This is a genomic window from Bacillus alkalicellulosilyticus (genome assembly GCF_002019795.1).
In the GTDB taxonomy this organism is placed as follows: Bacteria; Bacillota; Bacilli; order Bacillales; family Bacillaceae_F; genus Bacillus_AO; species Bacillus_AO alkalicellulosilyticum.
In genome coordinates this window covers 34,028-53,302 of the sequence record NZ_KV917382.1, presented here as the reverse complement: position 1 = coordinate 53,302, position 19,275 = coordinate 34,028, and the positions used below count along the sequence as shown (strand labels likewise).

Annotated in this window: 11 protein-coding genes and 2 pseudogenes; 1 reads left to right on the top strand and 12 read right to left on the bottom strand. The window is 36.4% G+C overall.

Features of this window, described 5'->3' with window-relative positions; genetic code table 11:
- Window positions 1-109 precede the first annotated feature (109 nt).
- From ltrA (BK585_RS22890) to BK585_RS22850, 9 genes and pseudogenes are all read right to left on the bottom strand, one after another.
- Window positions 110-1,967: pseudogene (ltrA, locus tag BK585_RS22890) on the bottom strand (group II intron reverse transcriptase/maturase).
- Between the two features lie 702 nt (window positions 1,968-2,669).
- Window positions 2,670-3,215 (bottom strand): hypothetical protein, encoded by a 546-nt coding sequence (locus tag BK585_RS22885; protein ID WP_245805937.1) that lies wholly within the window; start codon window positions 3,213-3,215, stop codon window positions 2,670-2,672.
- 378 nt (window positions 3,216-3,593) lie between these two features.
- Window positions 3,594-5,462, bottom strand: a complete 1,869-nt coding sequence (gene ltrA / locus BK585_RS22880; protein ID WP_078557084.1) for a group II intron reverse transcriptase/maturase — start codon at window positions 5,460-5,462, stop codon at window positions 3,594-3,596.
- Between the two features lie 1,027 nt (window positions 5,463-6,489).
- A complete protein-coding gene (locus BK585_RS22875; protein ID WP_078557082.1) occupies window positions 6,490-8,322 on the bottom strand; it encodes a reverse transcriptase/maturase family protein in 1,833 nt (610 codons plus the stop codon).
- A 600-nt stretch (window positions 8,323-8,922) separates the two neighbouring features.
- Window positions 8,923-9,885 (bottom strand): hypothetical protein, encoded by a 963-nt coding sequence (locus tag BK585_RS22870; protein WP_170885721.1) that lies wholly within the window; start codon window positions 9,883-9,885, stop codon window positions 8,923-8,925.
- A gap of 84 nt (window positions 9,886-9,969) precedes the next feature.
- On the bottom strand, window positions 9,970-11,877 hold the full coding sequence (ltrA, locus tag BK585_RS22865; protein WP_139367696.1) for a group II intron reverse transcriptase/maturase: 1,908 nt from the start codon (window positions 11,875-11,877) through the stop codon (window positions 9,970-9,972).
- Between the two features lie 675 nt (window positions 11,878-12,552).
- Window positions 12,553-13,482, bottom strand: coding sequence for a hypothetical protein (locus tag BK585_RS22860; protein WP_078557076.1), 930 nt, complete (start codon window positions 13,480-13,482; stop codon window positions 12,553-12,555).
- A gap of 88 nt (window positions 13,483-13,570) precedes the next feature.
- Complete coding sequence (locus BK585_RS22855) at window positions 13,571-14,425, bottom strand: ArdC-like ssDNA-binding domain-containing protein (protein ID WP_245805936.1); 855 nt, start codon at window positions 14,423-14,425, stop codon at window positions 13,571-13,573.
- Between the two features lie 608 nt (window positions 14,426-15,033).
- Complete coding sequence (locus BK585_RS22850) at window positions 15,034-16,077, bottom strand: DnaA N-terminal domain-containing protein (protein WP_078557072.1); 1,044 nt, start codon at window positions 16,075-16,077, stop codon at window positions 15,034-15,036.
- A gap of 742 nt (window positions 16,078-16,819) precedes the next feature.
- Between BK585_RS22850 and BK585_RS24940 the strand changes: the two genes are divergently transcribed.
- Window positions 16,820-16,894 carry a hypothetical protein gene (locus BK585_RS24940; RefSeq protein WP_419095581.1) on the top strand — a complete coding sequence of 25 codons (75 nt, stop codon included), beginning with the start codon at window positions 16,820-16,822 and terminating at the stop codon, window positions 16,892-16,894.
- Between the two features lie 316 nt (window positions 16,895-17,210).
- Here the strand turns inward: BK585_RS24940 and BK585_RS22840 are convergent, their stop codons facing one another.
- From BK585_RS22840 to BK585_RS22825, 3 genes and pseudogenes are all read right to left on the bottom strand, one after another.
- Window positions 17,211-17,531 (bottom strand): hypothetical protein, encoded by a 321-nt coding sequence (locus BK585_RS22840; protein ID WP_078557070.1) that lies wholly within the window; start codon window positions 17,529-17,531, stop codon window positions 17,211-17,213.
- Window positions 17,503-18,309 (bottom strand): annotated as a pseudogene (locus BK585_RS24540) (polymorphic toxin-type HINT domain-containing protein). The gene BK585_RS22840 and the pseudogene BK585_RS24540 overlap by 29 nt, the downstream one beginning before the upstream one ends.
- A gap of 449 nt (window positions 18,310-18,758) precedes the next feature.
- Complete coding sequence (locus BK585_RS22825) at window positions 18,759-19,268, bottom strand: hypothetical protein (RefSeq protein ID WP_078557064.1); 510 nt, start codon at window positions 19,266-19,268, stop codon at window positions 18,759-18,761.
- Window positions 19,269-19,275 lie beyond the last annotated feature (7 nt).

The window sequence follows — 19,275 nt, the reverse complement described above, 5'->3', positions numbered from 1 at the left end:
CTTTCAACTCATACGGCGTTCCATCGATATTAATAGATTTTCTGTTTCCTCACAGCAATTTAATCGGAACAAGTTATTATTATGCGATTTTGCTTATTTCATGAGAGAGTTATATAGTGTCATTTCCTGCTTTTTCCCTGAGTTTATTGAGTTTGTTTAACTGCTCTTTTGTAAGGCTAAGGGCCTTTTGGAATTTCTCAATAGTTTTCGGGTTGGTAGCGTGAATTAGTTTATGAATCTCATAACTTACAATTGTTAGATTGTTATATGAGTCATCCTGCTTAACGTGATAAGGGATAATGTGGTGACATTGCATAGTGTCGAGTTCTAATTCTTCACCTGTTACCGAGCATCTTCCCAATTGAGCAATGTATTTAGAGATGCGATTGTCCGCAAATTCAATTGTTGCCCGTTTGTTCATTACAGGATTATTCCTTAACCATTCTAATTTCCATTCTGGAATGACAGTTAATTTCTTATGAATTTCCAATCGCCCCTGCTCTGTATATTTGTTGACAGAGCGTTTAATGTTTAAAGGATTCTTATGTTTAACATAGCCAATGGGTAGTATAGGGTACTTCCTGTAGTATCTGACCATAGAAGAATCCATGTAGGTTAAAATACCATTGTGTTTCCCTTCATACTTCCCTTTCTTAGTTATTCCAGTAAGTCTATTATTGAGGACTTTTTGAATGTGATACCCAAGCTTTGTAAAATCAGCATTCACATGAGTGGCAATTTGGTAGTAGTTATGAATACCGTTCACCATGCTGTTATATTTGTTCATTTCGGCAAGGGCTTCGTAGCTGTGTCTTGATTCTTTTGATAGCTTTTGGGGAAACGGTTGATTTCACAACGAATTTTGGTTCATTTGATTTCTTCTTACCCTTTTCCACCATTCGGAAGGTGAAACCTAAGAATTCACTAGATTCTCTTTTGAGATTGGTGATTCTAGATTTTTCCGCTGAGATTGTAAGTCGGAGTCTTTCTTCAAGCCATTTCCTAGTTGCGTGATATGTTTTGACTGCCTCTTGCCTTGTTTGACAAAAGATTTTAAAGTCATCAGCGTATCTCACTAAGTATATTTCTTTAAGCTTGGTAGACTTTCTTAGCTTTTTGTTCTCATTTTTACGGTTCCTTCTGCCATCGCTACGGTATTGCGGAGTTATCTCTTTTAAATCTCTTTCTTCCCATTGATTCGCAATCCACCAGTCAAACTCATTAAGATTGATGTTAGCGAGTAAGGGGGAAAGTATTCCTCCTTGTGGAGTACCTTTAGTTGGGTAAGCAATGTTCCCATCAGGCATAACGATGGGTGCTTTAAGCATCCTTCTGATTATGACTAAGAGTTGTTTATCCTGTATTCCTAATGTCCAGATTTGGCGCATTAGTTTGTTATGGTTTACCTCATCAAAGAAACCTTTGATATCAATATCTACAACATATTGCATACCTCCGCTGTTTACTCTATGAGTAGCATCAGCAAAAGCATTTTCGGGCGACCTAAATGGTCTGAATCCGTAGCTGTGTTTATTGAATTTGGCTTCACAGATTGGCTCCATGACTTGTAGGATACATTGTTGAGCTATCCTGTCCCATATGGATGGTATTCCAAGTGGTCTTGTCTTTCCATTGGGTTTAGGGATATCGACTCTTTTTACCTTTCTAGGTTTATAGAAATTGAACCGCTTTTTAACCAAATCAAGAAATTGGCTTGTTTCGAGTTTCTCTATATCTTTGATAGTGATTCCGTCAACTCCAGGTGTCGGACTTCCGCTATTGCGTTTGATGTTCCGATAAGCCAGGAGAATGTTGTTATCAGATGTTACTAATTTCATTAGATTGATGAAATGTTTACCATCCTTACTATCTTGATACAGTTTGTCAAATTCGCCTTGCATATTGTAATACTCGGCATGGCGAAGTTTAGCATCCTTATGGTTTTTGTTCTCCGTATTAAATCTCATGGTCTATCACACTCCCTTCTGGATTTGTGACCTTTTAAGTCTTACGAGAATCCATGAAGTGTGAGGTTTCCATTCTATTAGCTATCGACTTGTGGCTGTTCCTCCAGTTCCATTACAGAACCTTCAACGGTCGTGCCACTACTTTCGTTATGATTAAACAAGGTTATGAATTCCCTTGTACTGCTTCATAGAGTGTGATCTCTCCACATTCATAACTTCCGACGTTCCTTTATCCCTATCAATACCTAGACTTAGGTGCTCACTTTAGCCCCGTATCCTTGATGCAGCCTATAACTACATATGGTTTTTCCTAATTTTCAATCGTACTTAACCACAGATACCACGCATTTATTGCATGACAGGCATTTCTACCTGTTCCACTCTCAGGAGCCGTACATTCGCAAGTTCGTCAGTGTTCTCACACATTCTCACCATATCTAGTTTTTAACGACCTCCGGCATATCATATACAGACACTACCTCTAGCGTCCTTTCGATGTACTTTCGTATATTGCGGTATATTTCTGCCGACTTTAACGAGCTTCGTACAAAGGGTTAAATCACATTTTCCTATGCACGTCGTAGCTTTAAGGGAAGCGTTTCGGGACGTTACTCCTTCATTCCACTTCTTAGGATAAAAGTTCTACAATAGTTCTGCGTTTCCTAATTAGGAAGCTTGCGATAACTAAAGTGCACCATCTTTTCAATGGTGAACGTCTCGCACGAAAATGAGAGTCGGCGTACAAAGAAGGTCTAACCCTACCTTTACCAATTCTTGTGAAACAATTACCACATCGTGTCCTTCATTTTCAATCTTCTTTTTTAACCATTCACTTCTACGATTGGTTTGAGTTGAAGAGGTATCAAGAATAGCCACTTTCGCACCGATATCTTCAAGAATTTTCTTCACTCTTGGTCTAACATCTCTTCCTTCCACTGAAGAACCTGTGTCACGAACATAGATAATTGTTTTCCTTGCCTCAGCCATCTCACCTTGAACAAGTTCTTGTAATTTTCTTTCTTTATTTAGAAGAATATCCTTTGGAAGGTGTTGTGGACTCCAAATAAGGTCTCTATTTCCGTCTTCATTTTTAAGAGTGACGTCAGGGTAGGTAAATGGGTTATCAGGGTAAGCTATACCAGTTGAAGTTAATGGCAAGTATAGTTTATGACCATCATCCCTACTTTGTATTTCTCGCTCGAACGTGAGTACCATCTTTTCATATTCTTCGCGTAAGGGTTTGTCCATATCTACTAAGATAGTAGGTACATTCACAAGTTCAACAGGATCTGGCCAAACATCAACAAGACGAACGAGAACACTGTTTTGTACAAGGAATTTCCCAAATACAAAAGGTGAAATACCTGGTAGTGTTTTCTCTGTTCGTTTCGTTCCCCCTCTACTCTGTTTATTTGAATATTCACCTTGGTCTTTGAAATCAACAGTTGTTGTTTCAAATGTGTAGCATCCTAATCCCAGCAGGAATTAGGGTAGCTACTGCCCATTTCGGGTGCGATAGGTAAGAGCAATCGTTGGCATTATCCATTACGATTCTCTTTTCCCCCGCCTCACACCGTACGTGCGACTTTCACCGCATACGGCGTTCCATCTTTACTCTCATCTAGACTATTTCAACTTTTCTCTAAACCCTTTTATCTTTTTCCAAACTTTTTGAGTGAAATGTTCTTCATTTTTCTGATAGTTATGGATATAGTTGTGACATCTTTCATGAGTTGAAGCAAGATTGTTAACTCTGTTTACAATTGTTATTGGCAATTTAGGGTTAATGTGATGTGTCCTAGTTTCAAAGGTTGCTAGTATTTCACCACAAACTCTGCATTTACCTCTATCTCTGTTATAAGCGTATGCTCTGTTCATTAGGTACTCAAAATTGTAGAGTCTCCTATTAAGACCGAGGCTTATAATCCGAGAAAATTCAGTGTTAATGAGAGTATCTGCTCTTTCTCTAGGTGGAATTTTTCCTAAACGTTTCTGATGAAGCTCCCTTCCTTTTTGGGTGAAAGGTACTTCGTCTTGTGTTTTTAGGAGAACTTTCTTCCACTTGCTGAAAGTTAATCTTGTAAATCCGATTTTCATTCCCTTATATTCAAAGGCCGGTATTTGGCTTGAGTAATCAGCATGAACCCCGATGAGGTTATTTACCTCTTTTGCCGGAATCCACTTACCAATTTTGTTCCTTTTCAATGTTTTATATGCAGCATAAGTGAGCATATCATCGTATTTGTTAAGGGATTTGTTTACCCAAGTGGACATCTGATAATAGTTTATTAATCCTCTAATTTTAGAATTAATAAGGTTAACGTTGTGAACGAGTTGTTCCTTGTCGCGGAAATTTCGAGTTTTCCTGATATCTCGATGAATTTCTTTAACCTTCCGTTTCAGATTGTCTCCATTTGGTTTGGATTTGACATAATATCCATACTTCTTACTTTTGTCTTTAACTACTTTTAAGTCTATGCCAACGAAGGTGATGTTGTTGTTCTTGACATTCGTTATCTTGGTCTTTTCCTCTGATAATCGCAATTTGAGGTTTGTACCTAAATAACTCTTAATCCGTTTCCTCCATTTTTCGGCATTACTTTTACTCTTGGTTATTAATATCCAGTCATCAGCGTATCTTACTAGGAAAGCGGGTTTAAGGTTAGTCGTTTTCCTTAGTTTGTCAAACTTCTTTGCAGAATGTTTGTAAGGATAACGAGTCTTCTTATTTTCCCATTCGCGAGTGACCCATTTATCGAACTTATCTAAATACACATTTGCTAGGAGTGGTGAAATGATACCTCCTTGGGGAGTACCCTTTGGATTGGTTTTTATTTCATCCATTATTCCCGCTTTGAGCATTTGTTTGATAATCATGAGAACTCTCCGGTCTTTGATACCCATACTGTATAACTTCTTAATAAGAATAGTATGGTTTACTTCGTCAAAGAACTTAGAGATATCTCCTTCGATAATCCAGTGAAATCCAGTTTTGTGAATTAAGTCAGTTGTTCTTTCCATTGCCATTCCTGCATCACGCATTGGTCTGAAACCGTATGAGTGAGCGAAGAATTGGGCATCTAGAATTGGCTCGATAACTTGTCTTACCATTTCTTGAATGACTCTATCAGCTATATCTGGTATTCCTAGTGGGCGCTTTTCTTTCTTTCCCGGTTTATCTATCCACTTTCTTCTCACAGGCAATGGTTTGTAATTGTCCAAAGATTCACGAATACAATTGACTACTTCAAGGTAATCTTGTTCTAGTATGTCTTTTATTGTTTTGTCGCTTGATCCCGGTGTGTTACTACCTTTATTGGCTTTGACTTTGTGGATAGCCGATACAATGACTACTTCTGATTTAATAATTTCGAGTAGACCCTTAAAAGCTGGTTGTTCTCCAGATGCTATAAGGTTTTTTGTAGTTGTGTACATTTCCTCGCGTATATTGTTAAATTCATTCTCGGTTTTTGGATAGTCGAATTTTTGAACCATCGGCATCACCCCTTTCGGAGATATTTGCACATTAATAATGGCTTTAGTCAGGTTTGCAACAACGGCTTCCTCAACAGGTTGATTTGCCTAGTTGTTCGTAAAGACTATGCCCCTTCGCTCACATGGGTTAGTCCCTCGTATAACCTATTTTACAGGTCAGTGACTTTCAGCAGAGCTTTTGACTTTGCTTACCATGTTTCAACACTACTACGGGCTGCTGCCACCAACATTAAACGATCATTTCCTATCGTTTAGGAACATCAGAGATACCCCTCTTTAACATTTCCTTGTTGGCTTCAATTGTTCCTCACACAATAGCTTTTCATATGACCTTAGCTTTCTTCTTTGACCCGCTGAACATCTTTTTGCCCAATTGCTGAAAGGACTCAAGACTCCTAACCCTTATTGGTTAGATGTAGATGTTACCGTAACAAAAGTTCCACCCACGTTCAGACCCCATCTTGAGGTGCATCTGTTTTTGTTCCAGATACCAATACTTACGAGCCGTACATTCGAAGATTCGTCAGTTATTTCTAATAACATTCTAAGCATAGCCATTTTGTAGCGTCCCGATTACTTCACTAACCACTTTACAGGTCTGTTTTTCACCGACTTCACCGAACTTCGTACCCTCATGGTGGTATCCATGAACGCACGTCGGAGTATTAGACAAGATTAGTCAGCATTCTAACCTTTCAGGAACTTCCCCTGATTATTCTTGTGTGAAGTTAGACTAACTAGATTGTTAGTCCCTTAGTTTTACTGTGTGTTTCCACTACAGATTGTCTAAGAACAATTCATACTGTTTCCGTATTCCTCATTCCACTTTCTAACCTCAGAGTATTTGAACCCGTTCTTCACCATTTCTTGTGGAAAAAGTCGCCATAAAAGATAGTAGACATCCTCTGCAACGGGATAAGAAGGCGGTGCCTTGCCATATTACTATGGTAGGTTTCCACCAACTCTCCCCCAGAACCGTACTTGCAAGTCTCCAAGCATACGGCTCACTATTATCCACCTAGTTTTATTACAATTGTCCTTTGTGTAAATTCATATGACAGTCGTTTCCTTGTCCTCTAGCACATAAGGCTAATTGTCTTCGGTTACGAGCAATCATAATCAATTCCCATTTTTGAAGATTTTTCTTCTTCTTGAGGTCTTTTAACTTTCGGACATGGTGCATTTCTAAATCAACATTTGTCGCTCCGCAGTATTCACATACGCGAGCTTTCAACCTGTCAATTAGGCTTGTGATACCACTGTACACCCAACCAATAGGTAGATTATCGATTTTGGAATCTTTATTTACTTTTTCTGCTCTTGTAAACGAGCTGATTAAAGTTTTAGATTTCAATCCCTTTTTAGTCTCATATTTAACAGTAAATACTCCATTAACACTGAATTTATCAATGACTTTTCTAACTGAAATTCTATATTTACTAGCAAACGTTTTATACATACTGTATTCCATGATGTATGCCATTTTATTAAGCACACTCACATTGCTTGCTATTTTGTAATATTCATAGAATCCTCGTAATTCAGCATCGTAGATGCTCATAATTTCAAGGTCGTCATTATTGATTAGCTCAGGTCTATGAACCATTTTCCAATAGTTACCGTTTATTCTTAGAATATTTCTATCAAGAAGTTTATTTACCCATTTTTCCTTCGGGACATAGAGTTTTACCTTACCGTTATTTTGCCTTTGGAGTTTGCCATCTTTATTTCTTGTTGGTTGTGTACTGTAACTTGTTACAATATCAAAACCCAGAAATCTAGCTTTCTCTTTATGGGCATGAGTGATAAGTGTTTTCTCTACTGATAGTTCAAGTTTCAGCTTATTAGACAAGAATGCCTTAATGTCCTGTTTGGTTTTCTCCGCATCTTCCTTACTTCCAATTACACCGACAAGAAAATCATCAGCATAACGAACATAGTTGATTCTACGGAAGTCAGTATCAAATGGATCAGTCGCATTCATCTCATTACGTTTCTTAATGAGTGCTTTATAAGCTTTGGTGTGTTTCTTTTTCTCAGAAGTTGACATTAAAGCCCATTCTTCATCAGATTTCTTCATTTTCGTTAGTTGCCATTCTAACGCTCTATAATCATGTGTCCGTTTTCGCTTCTTACCCTTATTGAATTCTTCAGCATATTGTTCCATATACTTATCCAATTCATGAAGATAGATATTTGCTAATAATGGACTGATGACACCACCTTGAGGTGTGCCGCTGAAAGTCTTGTGGTAAACCCAATCCTCTAAATAACCTGCTTTGAGGAATTTCCAGATAAGTCGAATAAACTTTTCATCTTTTATCCTTTTCCTAAGAAGATTGATTAAAGTGTGATGGTCAATGTTGTCAAAGAATCCTTTGATGTCTCCTTCAACAAACCACTTAACTCCAGTGAATGTTTTTTGTATTTTGTCTACAGCAGTTTGGCAACTAAGATTAGGTCTAAAACCATGTGAAGAATCTCGGAAGATAGGTTCGTATAACCCTTCTAGGATTCTACGTGCTACTTCTTGAACTAACTTATCATCCATTGAAGGAATTCCTAGAGGTCTCTGACCTGTTGGCTTCTTTGGAATATATTCTCTTCTTGAAGGTTTTGGTTGGTAACTTTCATCTTTTAACTGTTCAATGAGTTTACGGATTCGGTCAATGCTCATACCATCAATGGTTTTTCCGTCAGTACCCTCTGTCATATTACCTTCCTTTTTAGCTAATTTTGCATAAGCTTCTAGGAAGAACTCTTCATTATATAGATTTCGATATATACGTTCGAAAACGTAATTCTCATCTCTCTTGGACATTTCAACTAGGTTGTCCATAACTACTTTTGGGATTCTCAAAGTGTCTCCACACCTTCCTGATTTTGTTCTGGACTAGATAACTTGGTCCCTTCGCCATGTACTAGGCTTTCCCTAGCTCAGACTACTACGGACTCTCTGTTGCCATATTGGATATTCAGACACCTAAAGTGTCATAGCCTTTACAGGCATTCCAACTTAGGCAATCCCCATTTAGTACATTTAGTAACATAGGCTTGAACCAGTGTCGGATGCGACTTTCGCCATTTACCATTTACTATGGTTGGAAGACCACTGAGGCATAACCTTATAAACGGAAAAGCTGTTTATAAAGCAGTAATTATCTAACGGCAAAGCTATTAGACAACATATGGTTAATAGACGTTAATAGAAGTCTTCCGTCTATGTCTTCGCTAGGACTCCTTTGGCTATCGTTCACGCAGTTTAGCATTCATCCTCGTCTGTTTCGATTTCATCTTGCCATTCAGTTGCACCATGACAACTTGGTGACTTATGGCTTTTCACCTAATATGCTGTGTTCCCCGTTATTGGTTTCCCTCACGAGTAAATTAGTAGATGATAGGAGACAATTGATGCCTCTACACTCCTACGACTTGCCTAAAGTCGAATTACTAAATGCCCTTATGGGCGCACTTTACCACCGAATAAGGTTCCTGTTCCTCCAACTACTTTTTTACTTGCAGCAGCTAAACTACCTAGTGAGTTACCTTGTGCAGACATCCCACTCTTTAATTCATGGATTTCATCTACGAGTGCAATGTCAAAAAAGTTATTCATCCGTCTTCGAATGTATTCGACTGTAGCAATTCTCCTTGGACGACCGGTAGCCTTTGGAACATCAGGTTGGTTATTCTGTATGTTCTTTGCAAGAGGTTGGTTGCCGTCAACTAGGGCATTAGATAATTTTTTTTCATGCTTTGCCCATTCTCCAAAAGACGAGTAGCGTGTTAGAACATCTTTCGTCCATAGACTGGAACCACACTCACTACAAAATGCATTGGCTGGCTTTTGAGCATTGTGAATTCTTCGAGTTTCACCAAATTCACCAGGACCCATTGACCTTTTATTTCTAACAATTTCCTCTTCGCCTTTTTCATTAACTTTCACATCGGAAGATTCGACAACTTGATGAGCATTACCGCAATCTGGACAATAATAACCGTAACGATAAGGTTGCTCATTAGCTAGTGTCTGTTTTTCCGTTTTTATTTTAATGAAATCAGTGACTGGGTTTATCGCACAATCTCCCCTCATTGTCGTAAAGCTAATTACAAAATAAGTAGGTTTCAAAGGTTTTGGTCTACCTGCATTTGTCCATTTTACATGGTACTCAATTAACTCAGATGTGTTGTTAATCACTAGAACATTAGCATCAGGTATGATTTCTTTTATTTCTTCTGGCCACTTTTTAGTTAAGGAAGGAGGAACCATTACACAAGCAAAGTATCCTTTTTTCCCTTTTTCTTTATGATAAGCATCAGATAAACCAACAAGCATTGTTGTTTTTCCAGTAATAGCGATAGGTAAGACTTTGAAGTTATCTCCGCCTTTTCCCCCGCCCCACACCGTACGTGAGCCTTTCAACTCATACGGCGTTCCATCGTTAGTACATAGTTTTTGTTTCTTACACCATTACTGGACTGTGGAAACTAAATTCAGTGAACATTGTTATTCAGAGCAAATTTTAATCTCTCCAGCAAGTGAGCGAAGTTCATTCAACTTGTCCAACTGTTCTTTGCTAAGTTTAAGAATTTCCATTAGCTTGGCTATGGTTTCTTTTTTCGTAGAATGAATCAGTTTGTGAACTGTATCTCCTATTATTACTAGATTGCTATACGAATCATCCTTACTGATTGAGTACGGTACGATGTGGTGGCAATGCACCTTATTCATCTCCAATTCAGTATTGGTAATGTAGCAATTACCTTTTTGTGCAACAAATTTTGAAATCCTGTTATCAAAATATTCAACCGAGTTGTTTCTTCCGATTACAGGATGTTGCCATAAGTATCTTAGCTTCCACGATGGAACCATTGTTAGGTCTTCGTGAATCTGCTTTCTACCTGATGGAGTAAATTGGTTTATGGCACTTTTTAGGTTCATTGGATTTTTATGTTGAATGAATCCAATCGGTAGTATAGGAGTCCCAGCAAGGTATCTAAGTCTTTTAGAGGAAAGGTAAGGTTTGATACCCTCACTATTTCCTTCATATATACCAACACTTGTTAAACCCTGCTTTTTCAGCTTGTTATACCAAGTAATATGAATGTCCTTGTGTAATCGAGTAAAATCATCCGAACAGTGAGTGGCTAATCGGTAATAGTTGTGAATACCTCTAACCATGCTGTTGTATTTAATGATTTCCTCAATTTGCTCTTTGCCATTTGCTCTTTTTACCTTTGAGATTTGTTGTCTTAGAGACTTTCTTTTCTGCTTAATTGCTTTTGAGGATACATGAGAACGCGTGACGTACTTATCCGCACCTTTGCTCATTTTCCCCTTCCTAACTGCTTTAAATGAAAATCCTAGAAATTCACTATTAGCCTTCTTGAGATTTGTGATACCCGATTTTTCTTCAGAGATTGGAAGATTCAACCTTTCCTTAAGCCACAACTTTGTCGCAATAAAGATCTTCAAGGCTGTTTTTCTGTTCCTACAAATGATTTTAAAATCATCTGCGTATCTCACGAAGTAAAATTCTTTGAGGGTAGTTGTTTTTCTCATTTTGGCGTATTCATAACCTCTCATTCTAGTACCGGATTTCTTGAAACTAGGCGTAACCTCCGCTAGGTTTCTTTCTTCCCATTGATTCGCTAGCCACCAATCCATTTCATTCAGATTGATATTAGCAAGTAATGGCGAAAGAACTCCTCCTTGTGGAGTACCTTTTTGCGGATATTTCACCTTACCATTCGGCATAAGGATGGGAGCTTTTAGAATTTTTCTAATGATTACAAGTAGTTGTTTATCCCGAATACCTAGTGTCCAAATTTGCTTCATCAGTTTGTTGTGATTGACTTCATCGAAGAAACTTTTAATGTCAATATCAATCACGTAATGAAGGAAACCTCTGTTAATCCTGACTGCCATATCTGCTATAGCGTGTTCAGTGCTTCTGTTTGGTCTAAAACCATAACTATGCTTATTGAACTTCGCTTCGCATATAGGCTCAAGAATTTGTAGGATACACTGTTGAACGATTCGGTCCCATATAGACGGAATACCAAGAGGTCTAGTTTTTCCGTTTGCTTTGGGAATTTCTACTCTTTTTACTTTTCTGGGATTATAACAATTAAACTTTCGTTGGATAATCTCTACAAATTTCTCAGTATCTATTCGCTCAATGTCTCTAATGGAGACTCCATCTACTCCACTGGTAACACTCCCACTATTACGCTTGATATTTCTGTAAGCTAATAGGATGTTGTTTCTGGAAGTAATGAGACTCATCAGATTTTCGAATTTTTGTTTACGCTGGCTACGTTCGTATAATGAATCTAGGTGTTCTTGCATGTAGTAGTATTCATTATGTCTAAGCTTCTTTTCAGACAGCGATTTCTCAGTCAATAATTTCATGGGCATCACACTCCTTTACTGGAAACAGTGACTCTTTTTAGTCATACGAGAATCCATGAGTGGTGTAAGTGTCTACCATGTGAATTATTTATTTTCTAACGACTTGTGGCTGTTCCTCCACCCTCATTACAAGGATTTCACAGGTCGTGCCACTACTTTCACTACGATTAAGATTGGTTATGATTTTCCAATCAGACGTGTCAATGGAGTGTATGTCCTCTCCGCTCGTAGCTTCCCACGTTCCAATATATCTATCTATGCATCCTTGACTTAGGTGCTAACTTTGACCCTGTAACCTTGATTTGCCCTGTAAGCAAATATGGATTTTCATAAATGAGATTTTTACTCATCCACAGTTACCTTTCCTGAACGGAAAGAGAACACATTTCTGTATTCCGGCGATTTAGAGCCGTACATTCGTTAGTTCGTCAGTCTTATTCAGACATTCTCACCATATCAAGTTTGTAGACCTCCGGCATATCAATTACGTAAGGATAATCCTCATTTTCGGTTACGAGACTACTCGTACTACGGTAATTTTCTGCCGACTTTACCGAGCTTCAAACCATATAACAATACACTGTTATGTAGCTTGTCGGAGTTTAAGGGAAGTGTTTTCCCGCGTTACTGGTTCATTCCACTTTTCGATATATTAGTTCTCTACTGTTCATTTGATTAAACAGTATGCACTACCTTTTCAGTAGTGAACGTGTCGCACCTCATTTCCCCTTGAATAATTAAGCTTTTTTGTTCCTTTAACCTTTTGGCAACAGCCGTTGAAACATGAGCTTGAACTGGAAACAAAGGGCGCTTATATTGTTCAAAATAAGGGAAACTTGAATCAGTCATAGGATTATGTGTAGGCTCAACTTGTTCAGAAACTTTTTCGATCATGTCATTAACATATTGGCCCATATAGCTTGTAAGGTCTGTAACTTCCTCTAATGCAGAACCATTCCCCTCTCTTGGAAAAGAAAGTTTCTTTGTTTTCACTAATTCTGAAATAAGAGAATCAGCATCTTCTTCTTCTAAACTAAGCTTTAAGATCTCAAATCCTGGTAAGAGGTTCGAATCTTTATAGAACTCTACCTCTTGAATAAATCCACGATTAAGTAACTCCGTATAAACTGTATCTTTCCATTCGGGAAGTACATGTAACCCATACTTTCCGCCACCCAATACTTGTCGAATATCTTCTGCTGGGTCTCCATCGAAAGATAAGATAAATTCGTTGTCTCCGAGAAGAGAATCATGAACGATTACCAAGGCTTTACGATTTTGGTTAATCGTAATTGGAAACTTTTCATAAGCTCCCTTATCTGTACAAAACTTAAACTCTCTTTGGAACTCATACCCTGTTAACCCCTTCTCACCGTAGCCAAAATAAAGACCATTGCTACCAATATCAATAGCTGCTTTAATAGCTTGTAGTGAAGCATCATTACCTGAAATAATCGTGAGTAACAACTTAGGGTCTAGATAATTTTTCTCGGGTTCTTCAACAGCCATAGCATAACAAAAGGCATCCTGCCAAGCTTGTTCAAGATAAACCTCAAGCATTTTGGGATTCTCAATGGTTTCTTTTTCATAAGTTTTCCAATTCATTTTCTTACCCTACTAGAAGGTAGATGGGGGCTCTTGCTCCCTATCTACACTTCAAGATAGGGAACACCTCCCTTATATTGTTTGTTGTTTAAGCAGATTGTAACTGCTGCTCTTTCTCTTTGATTCTTTCAAATTCATTAATAATTAACTTAGCCGTATTACAAATCTTTTCTCCATACATAAGAACTGCCTGATCATTATGTTTACTCCATGATTTGACGTAACCAAATGAATAATCAGATGTATCCAGTCCAAAGTAAGTGCATATAACAAATGCAGTACCTTCAGCAACAACTTCCTTCTCTTCCTTTGTTGTTTTATCATGACTATATCGGTCTACCTTACTATGAACCAGTTCATGAATTAATGTTTTACAACGTTGGTTAATCGAAAGAGAATCTGACACTGTGATACTGTGAAAGCTTGGTAGATAATATCCATTTGCATCACCTGCATCACCATAAGTGATAGGACAATCATCTTCTTCAGCAAGTGTCTCAGCCCAATTAATGATTTGACGAGCCTCATCCGAATCTCCATCAAGTGTAAGTTGTAACTTATCAATTGGTAGTGGGGCACCTTCGGTTTGGCTGTAATCAAAAACTGGTACGGTTATAAACCCAACAATTTGCTCTATTTCTTCCCCACAATCATCAGTTCTTTTTGCAAACTTAGGTTTGAAAATCCGAATTGCTTTACATCCCTTTTTAATGGTTCTACCTAAGTTATTCCAATGTGTAAAACCCGCTAAAAAGGAAGCATGTGGGAGCTGTGCTTTGGCAACCATAATGTTTTTAAAAGAATACTGTGGCATTATGGCTTTCATTTCTAATAGAGCTTTAAATTGTTCTGGAGAATAAGAAAAATTTGTAACACCTTCCTCTAATGTTTTAATAAGCCTCTCTACTTGTTCATGTTGTGATACTTTGAACTGTTTCTTCAATACCATCCACCCTTTCAAAATAGTTTTATATATATAAAAAACGAGAATACAGATCGGTTTACCGAATCTTTATCCTCGTTTGAACACTCATCATTAACTTTTTAAAAAATAAAAAAAGCCTTTGAGTTTAATAGAAAACGCAACTAAGCGTAAATCCATCAACCTCAAAGGCTGCCATGTGTAATAATAAAACCCGCTAATCTCAAAGAGATTGCATCAGTAAAAAGGAAAACAAAAACTTTATAGTGCTATTATAACGGCTATTGTAGGATTCGACAAGTTTTTTTAGGAAAAATAACCTAATTTTAGTTTAGAAAAGGGTGTATATAATTGTTATAAAAGATTTGTAATTCATAAATATTGTAATTCTTTAGTGAAAAATTTTTTCCCAGCCCTATGAAAAAAATTTTCAAGGGGTATCCCATGAAAGAAACTTTCATACTCCCCTGAAAAAAATTTTCATACCTTTATTTGTGGATAAGTGCAGTTCTACCCTCCGAAAAAAATTTTCAGAGGGGGTATGAAAAGAATTTTTATAGGTAGGAAAAAATTTTTCAGAGGGATAAGTAAGGGTTATATTGTGGATTAAATAACTAAAAAAACTCTACTCAAAGAGTAGAGTTTGATTCAAGATATATATCACAAAGGAGTTCGGTAACAGGAATTTGATTGTCATTCATGATGTCGAGGATTATAGGGATGTACCTTTGCTCTACCCATGAACATGCAAATTCAGTGGGAAGACAAATGAACCACCTATCATCATCCATTTTATAAGCTACAGATTGACCAAACCAGGTATCAAAACTAGGTTTCGATAGTTTTTCTTTTAACTTACTTAGTACTTTATCCCACATTAGAATATCTTCTTTTGACATTTTATTCTGCGCAACCTGGTAATCTTCCTTGTACTCATTTAATTTGTCTACTTCTTCTTTAAGTGTTCCTGTAGGATTAACAACGTCAATCACCTGTTCTCTTAATTGTTCAAAAACGTCATGGAAATTATGACATAAATCAAATTCAAATTGACTTTCTCTCTTTATTTTTCTTAGAAACCTATCATGCTCTAATCTAAGAGCCTTAGGTAAGGAGTTGTATTGTTCTCTTGAAAGAAGGGGAAGGGTTTGCCGAACTTTAAATAAAATAGTTCCTTGTGTGACATTTTTTTTGTCATCTTCTTCTTCTCTCCAAAAACGAATGATAAAACCGTTTTCTTCTAAAATAGCTAAGTATTTTCTTAGTGTAGGTAATGTACAAGTAACTTGTTTACTAAGAGTATCCATACTTACCCAAGTATAGTCTTTATCCCAACAATAACTTTGAAGGATAATATATGTATAAGCCACAATCCCACCACTTTTGTTATGAAAGGTTGGTCCCCAATAACGTAAGAGGTAGTTGTTTATAATTGTTTTTTGACCATTCATATCTGGCAATAGCTTTGTATGCGATTCTAGTTGAAAACGAAGAATGGATTCTTCGCTATAATATTCCTTTGCGTTTAATGGGACTTCGATGGTTTTTTGACGAGAACCATACTTTGACCCTACTTTTTTCTGACGCTCCGCAACAACACCTGTTGAAACCAATCTGTAGTAGCGACAGGGTTTGTCCTGACCCGTGTTTAGCTTATTCTCCTCTTCAAACACTTAAAATTCCTCCTTAATACCCACAAGATTTAAAGAGGATTTCATTGGACTTTTTGCTATTATGTGCTAGAATATACAATAGCTAAATACATAAGAAATCCTACCTAAACGGTTTTATTAAATCTTCAGCGGCCAAACTGTAGAGAATTAATAAAATGCATGGTGGGTTTTTTTTTATTTCTTAACAAGGTTTTTGTCGAATAATTTATAACTATTAATCTATTATATCTGAATATTTGACAATGTTCTAAACAATGGCCATGTTATAGAACATAAAAAACCCTAAACAAACATACTTCACCCACTGGCAAGTATTATTTATTTAGGGTTTTTCCCTGTAAGATTTAGTTGATTCTATTTTAACACGTAATTGGGAAATTTCAATAAATTACTCTCTCAAATATAAAACAAGACCTCAGTCTTTTTTATTATAACTATTCAACGTAACGTCTGTTAAACTAAGAATCTTCTTACAAAATTCATAATTTTAAATAATAAATTGTCCATATTTTCACAAAAAAATTTAGAGACACAATTATGTTAATGATAACTTAGCAGCTTTTTAATAAATCTACATATATCTAACTTTAAAACTAAAAATAATACGAAAAAGCTAGGGGTACACATGACGGTATGGCTAAATCTGAAGCTCAAAGAACGAAACATGTCCAGCGAGAATTGGCACGATTAACAAACCTACGCCTCAACACTATAAGTTACCTTTGTTCGGACAAGGTGCAGGGTGTACCTAGATACGCTAGAAAGAGTTTGTAAAGCATTGGACATAAAGGTAGAAAAACTGATTATTATCGAGTAGCAACAAGGGAAAAGGTGTGAACAATCTAGTAATCGTTCTATGTGGGGGAAAGTTGCGACGAATTTAAAATTTTTTTATTAGACAGGGAGAAAGCAAAGGCTAGTTATTTTTAATTATGTAGGGACGTAGCTGATGATATTGGAGGTAGAATTTCAGTAAATGTTATCTAAATTAGGACATATTTTTCAAAGTATTGTACGTCAGAATAAATTAGCAAGACTTTATACAATTAGAGTCTCGGTTAGTAGTAAATTTATTCGTCACTCGTATATAAAAAAAACCTTGAAAGAGTAATCTCTCTCAAGGTTAGTTTCTTCTACTTTTTTATTATTAACATCACTAAGTTATCTATTTTATTTTTGTATTCTCTAATATCCTTCAATTCACTGTTGTTACCATTCGCATTTATTTTTTTCTCTAAATCATCGTTTAGAAAGATTAATGATTTATTAACCTTCTTCCCCCCTAATAAAGAAGAAACAATCCCTGCAATGTGACTATCATACTCAACTAAATCGCTGTAAATATCGTATAAGTCATCATCTTCAGGTGCTTCAGGAAATGAAGTGTTTATAAAATCATTAAAACTAATTTCTAACTCTCTAATATCAATCCCAGAATGTGACGAGTTTCCCATCTTTTGTCCAAAACCCCCCTACCTTATTTTTTCCTGTCCCTGTCTGAATTTTATATCCTTTTTTACCTGTTGATAATGTTACTTCTTGTGCTAAATGTTTATTCTTCGAGAAGAATCTCATTGCTACTTGAGTATATTGTTCAGGAGTCCTTCCCTTACTATGTTTTCTTAAATGGTAATCCATTGACTTAGTTTTGTTTTTCCATGTTCCCTTATACCATTGATTGTAAGTTTTAGTACTATACTTAGGACCATGTTTAATGGAGCAATTATGAACCCATATCTTAAGGTCAGAGATAAAATACGTATGGAAGTCTTGGACCTCAAAATTATAAACGGTATCTTCTTTAACTTCTTTTTTAATTTGGTCTATCGGAATGTTATGCCCTTCACTATTGACGAGTAAATCGCCCTCGTGCAAGTCTTTTACGTCAACCTAGCCTACATCTAAAACCCAAAATGGATGCTCGGCGGTGGTCTCAATGATTTCCCCACCGACATAGATATAGTATATCTCATCAGCTTCTTTTTGAAAAAGTCCTACTACTTCTTTGTAGGCTACTGCTCCAGTCACGTCATCTTTGGAAAGGACCAAATCACCGATTTGGATATCTTTTATAGCTTTCTCCCCGTCTTCAGTTAAAACCTTCGTATCTTCGGTAAAGCAGTTACATGTTTTTCTACTATTTTTTATTGTTTTAACCTTATTAACCGCTTTGCGAACAATACTTTTAACGACTTTTTGAGCACCTTTTCTTGCCGCATATCTGATAGCCATTCGAACGCCGATATGGACTGCGAATACAACGAAGAAAGGTAAATTTCCATCAGGATCTGTCAGCATCACAGGGTTATTCATTGCATAGTTGTACATGTTTTTGAAAAAACGGATGATTTTCACTAGCAAGCTGTGGATCTCTTGAAATAAATCTTGCCATAGCTGGGTCGTACTATCTTGCTTGCAAATAATACAAGAAAGAGAAGCAAGATATTTTTTAATAAGTATGGACGTAGCTGATGAGTTGGAAATAAATTGTATTAGTTGTTTATTAAATTAGCATATTTATCAAAGATTGTACCTCAGGATATTTTTAGATAATTACTAATATAAATGGAATAATTACCATTTGATACACCGATACATTCTTGTTATCCAATACTCACTCATATTTTGTGGAGAATAAAAACAGAACCTAAAGAAAACCGCTCGTTAGGTTCTGTAAAAATCTAAATAAATATAGACTCTTTTAACTTCTCTATTTCTAATTTAGTCAGATTTTCTATACTAATAAAAGACAATATATTTTCTTCATTAAAACCAAAACTAACTCTTTCACTAACTATTTTATTTGAAACTTTTAGGTTGCCTGAAAAAATAATATACAAGTTTTCCTGAGAAAATAACAGCTTAAAATTCATAAGCTCATCCCTATATCTACTTTCACCCCAATTTAAAATATTAAAAGCTGGTAACCCCGTTTTACCAGGAATATTTTCAAAGAAATTATGATCTATAATTTCTATATCATTTACCAAAGTCAATGTAATTGAATTAATTATTCCCTTACTTGGTTCTATACCTATTTCAAGTAAAGTAGATTCTAAATCTCCAGTCCTAAAAAAAAGGTTACTATTTTCTATTCGAGAATTACTATCCCATCTAACGGAAAGCGGGATGTAATTATCAAAAATTATTTCTTCGTATTTAAGTGTTGCTAAGAATGAAAATTCTAGCATAAAGCCT

Bases quoted from the DNA above. Each gene is read 5' to 3' on its own strand.
- BK585_RS22885 (WP_245805937.1), bottom strand. From the start codon at position 3,215: ATGGACAAACCCTTACGCGAAGAATATGAAAAGATGGTACTCACGTTC.
- ltrA (WP_078557084.1), bottom strand. From the start codon at position 5,462: ATGGTTCAAAAATTCGACTATCCAAAAACCGAGAATGAATTTAACAAT.
- ltrA (WP_139367696.1), bottom strand. From the start codon at position 11,877: ATGAAATTATTGACTGAGAAATCGCTGTCTGAAAAGAAGCTTAGACAT.
- BK585_RS22860 (WP_078557076.1), bottom strand. From the start codon at position 13,482: ATGAATTGGAAAACTTATGAAAAAGAAACCATTGAGAATCCCAAAATG.
- BK585_RS22840 (WP_078557070.1), bottom strand. From the start codon at position 17,531: ATGGGAAACTCGTCACATTCTGGGATTGATATTAGAGAGTTAGAAATT.
- BK585_RS22825 (WP_078557064.1), bottom strand. From the start codon at position 19,268: ATGCTAGAATTTTCATTCTTAGCAACACTTAAATACGAAGAAATAATT.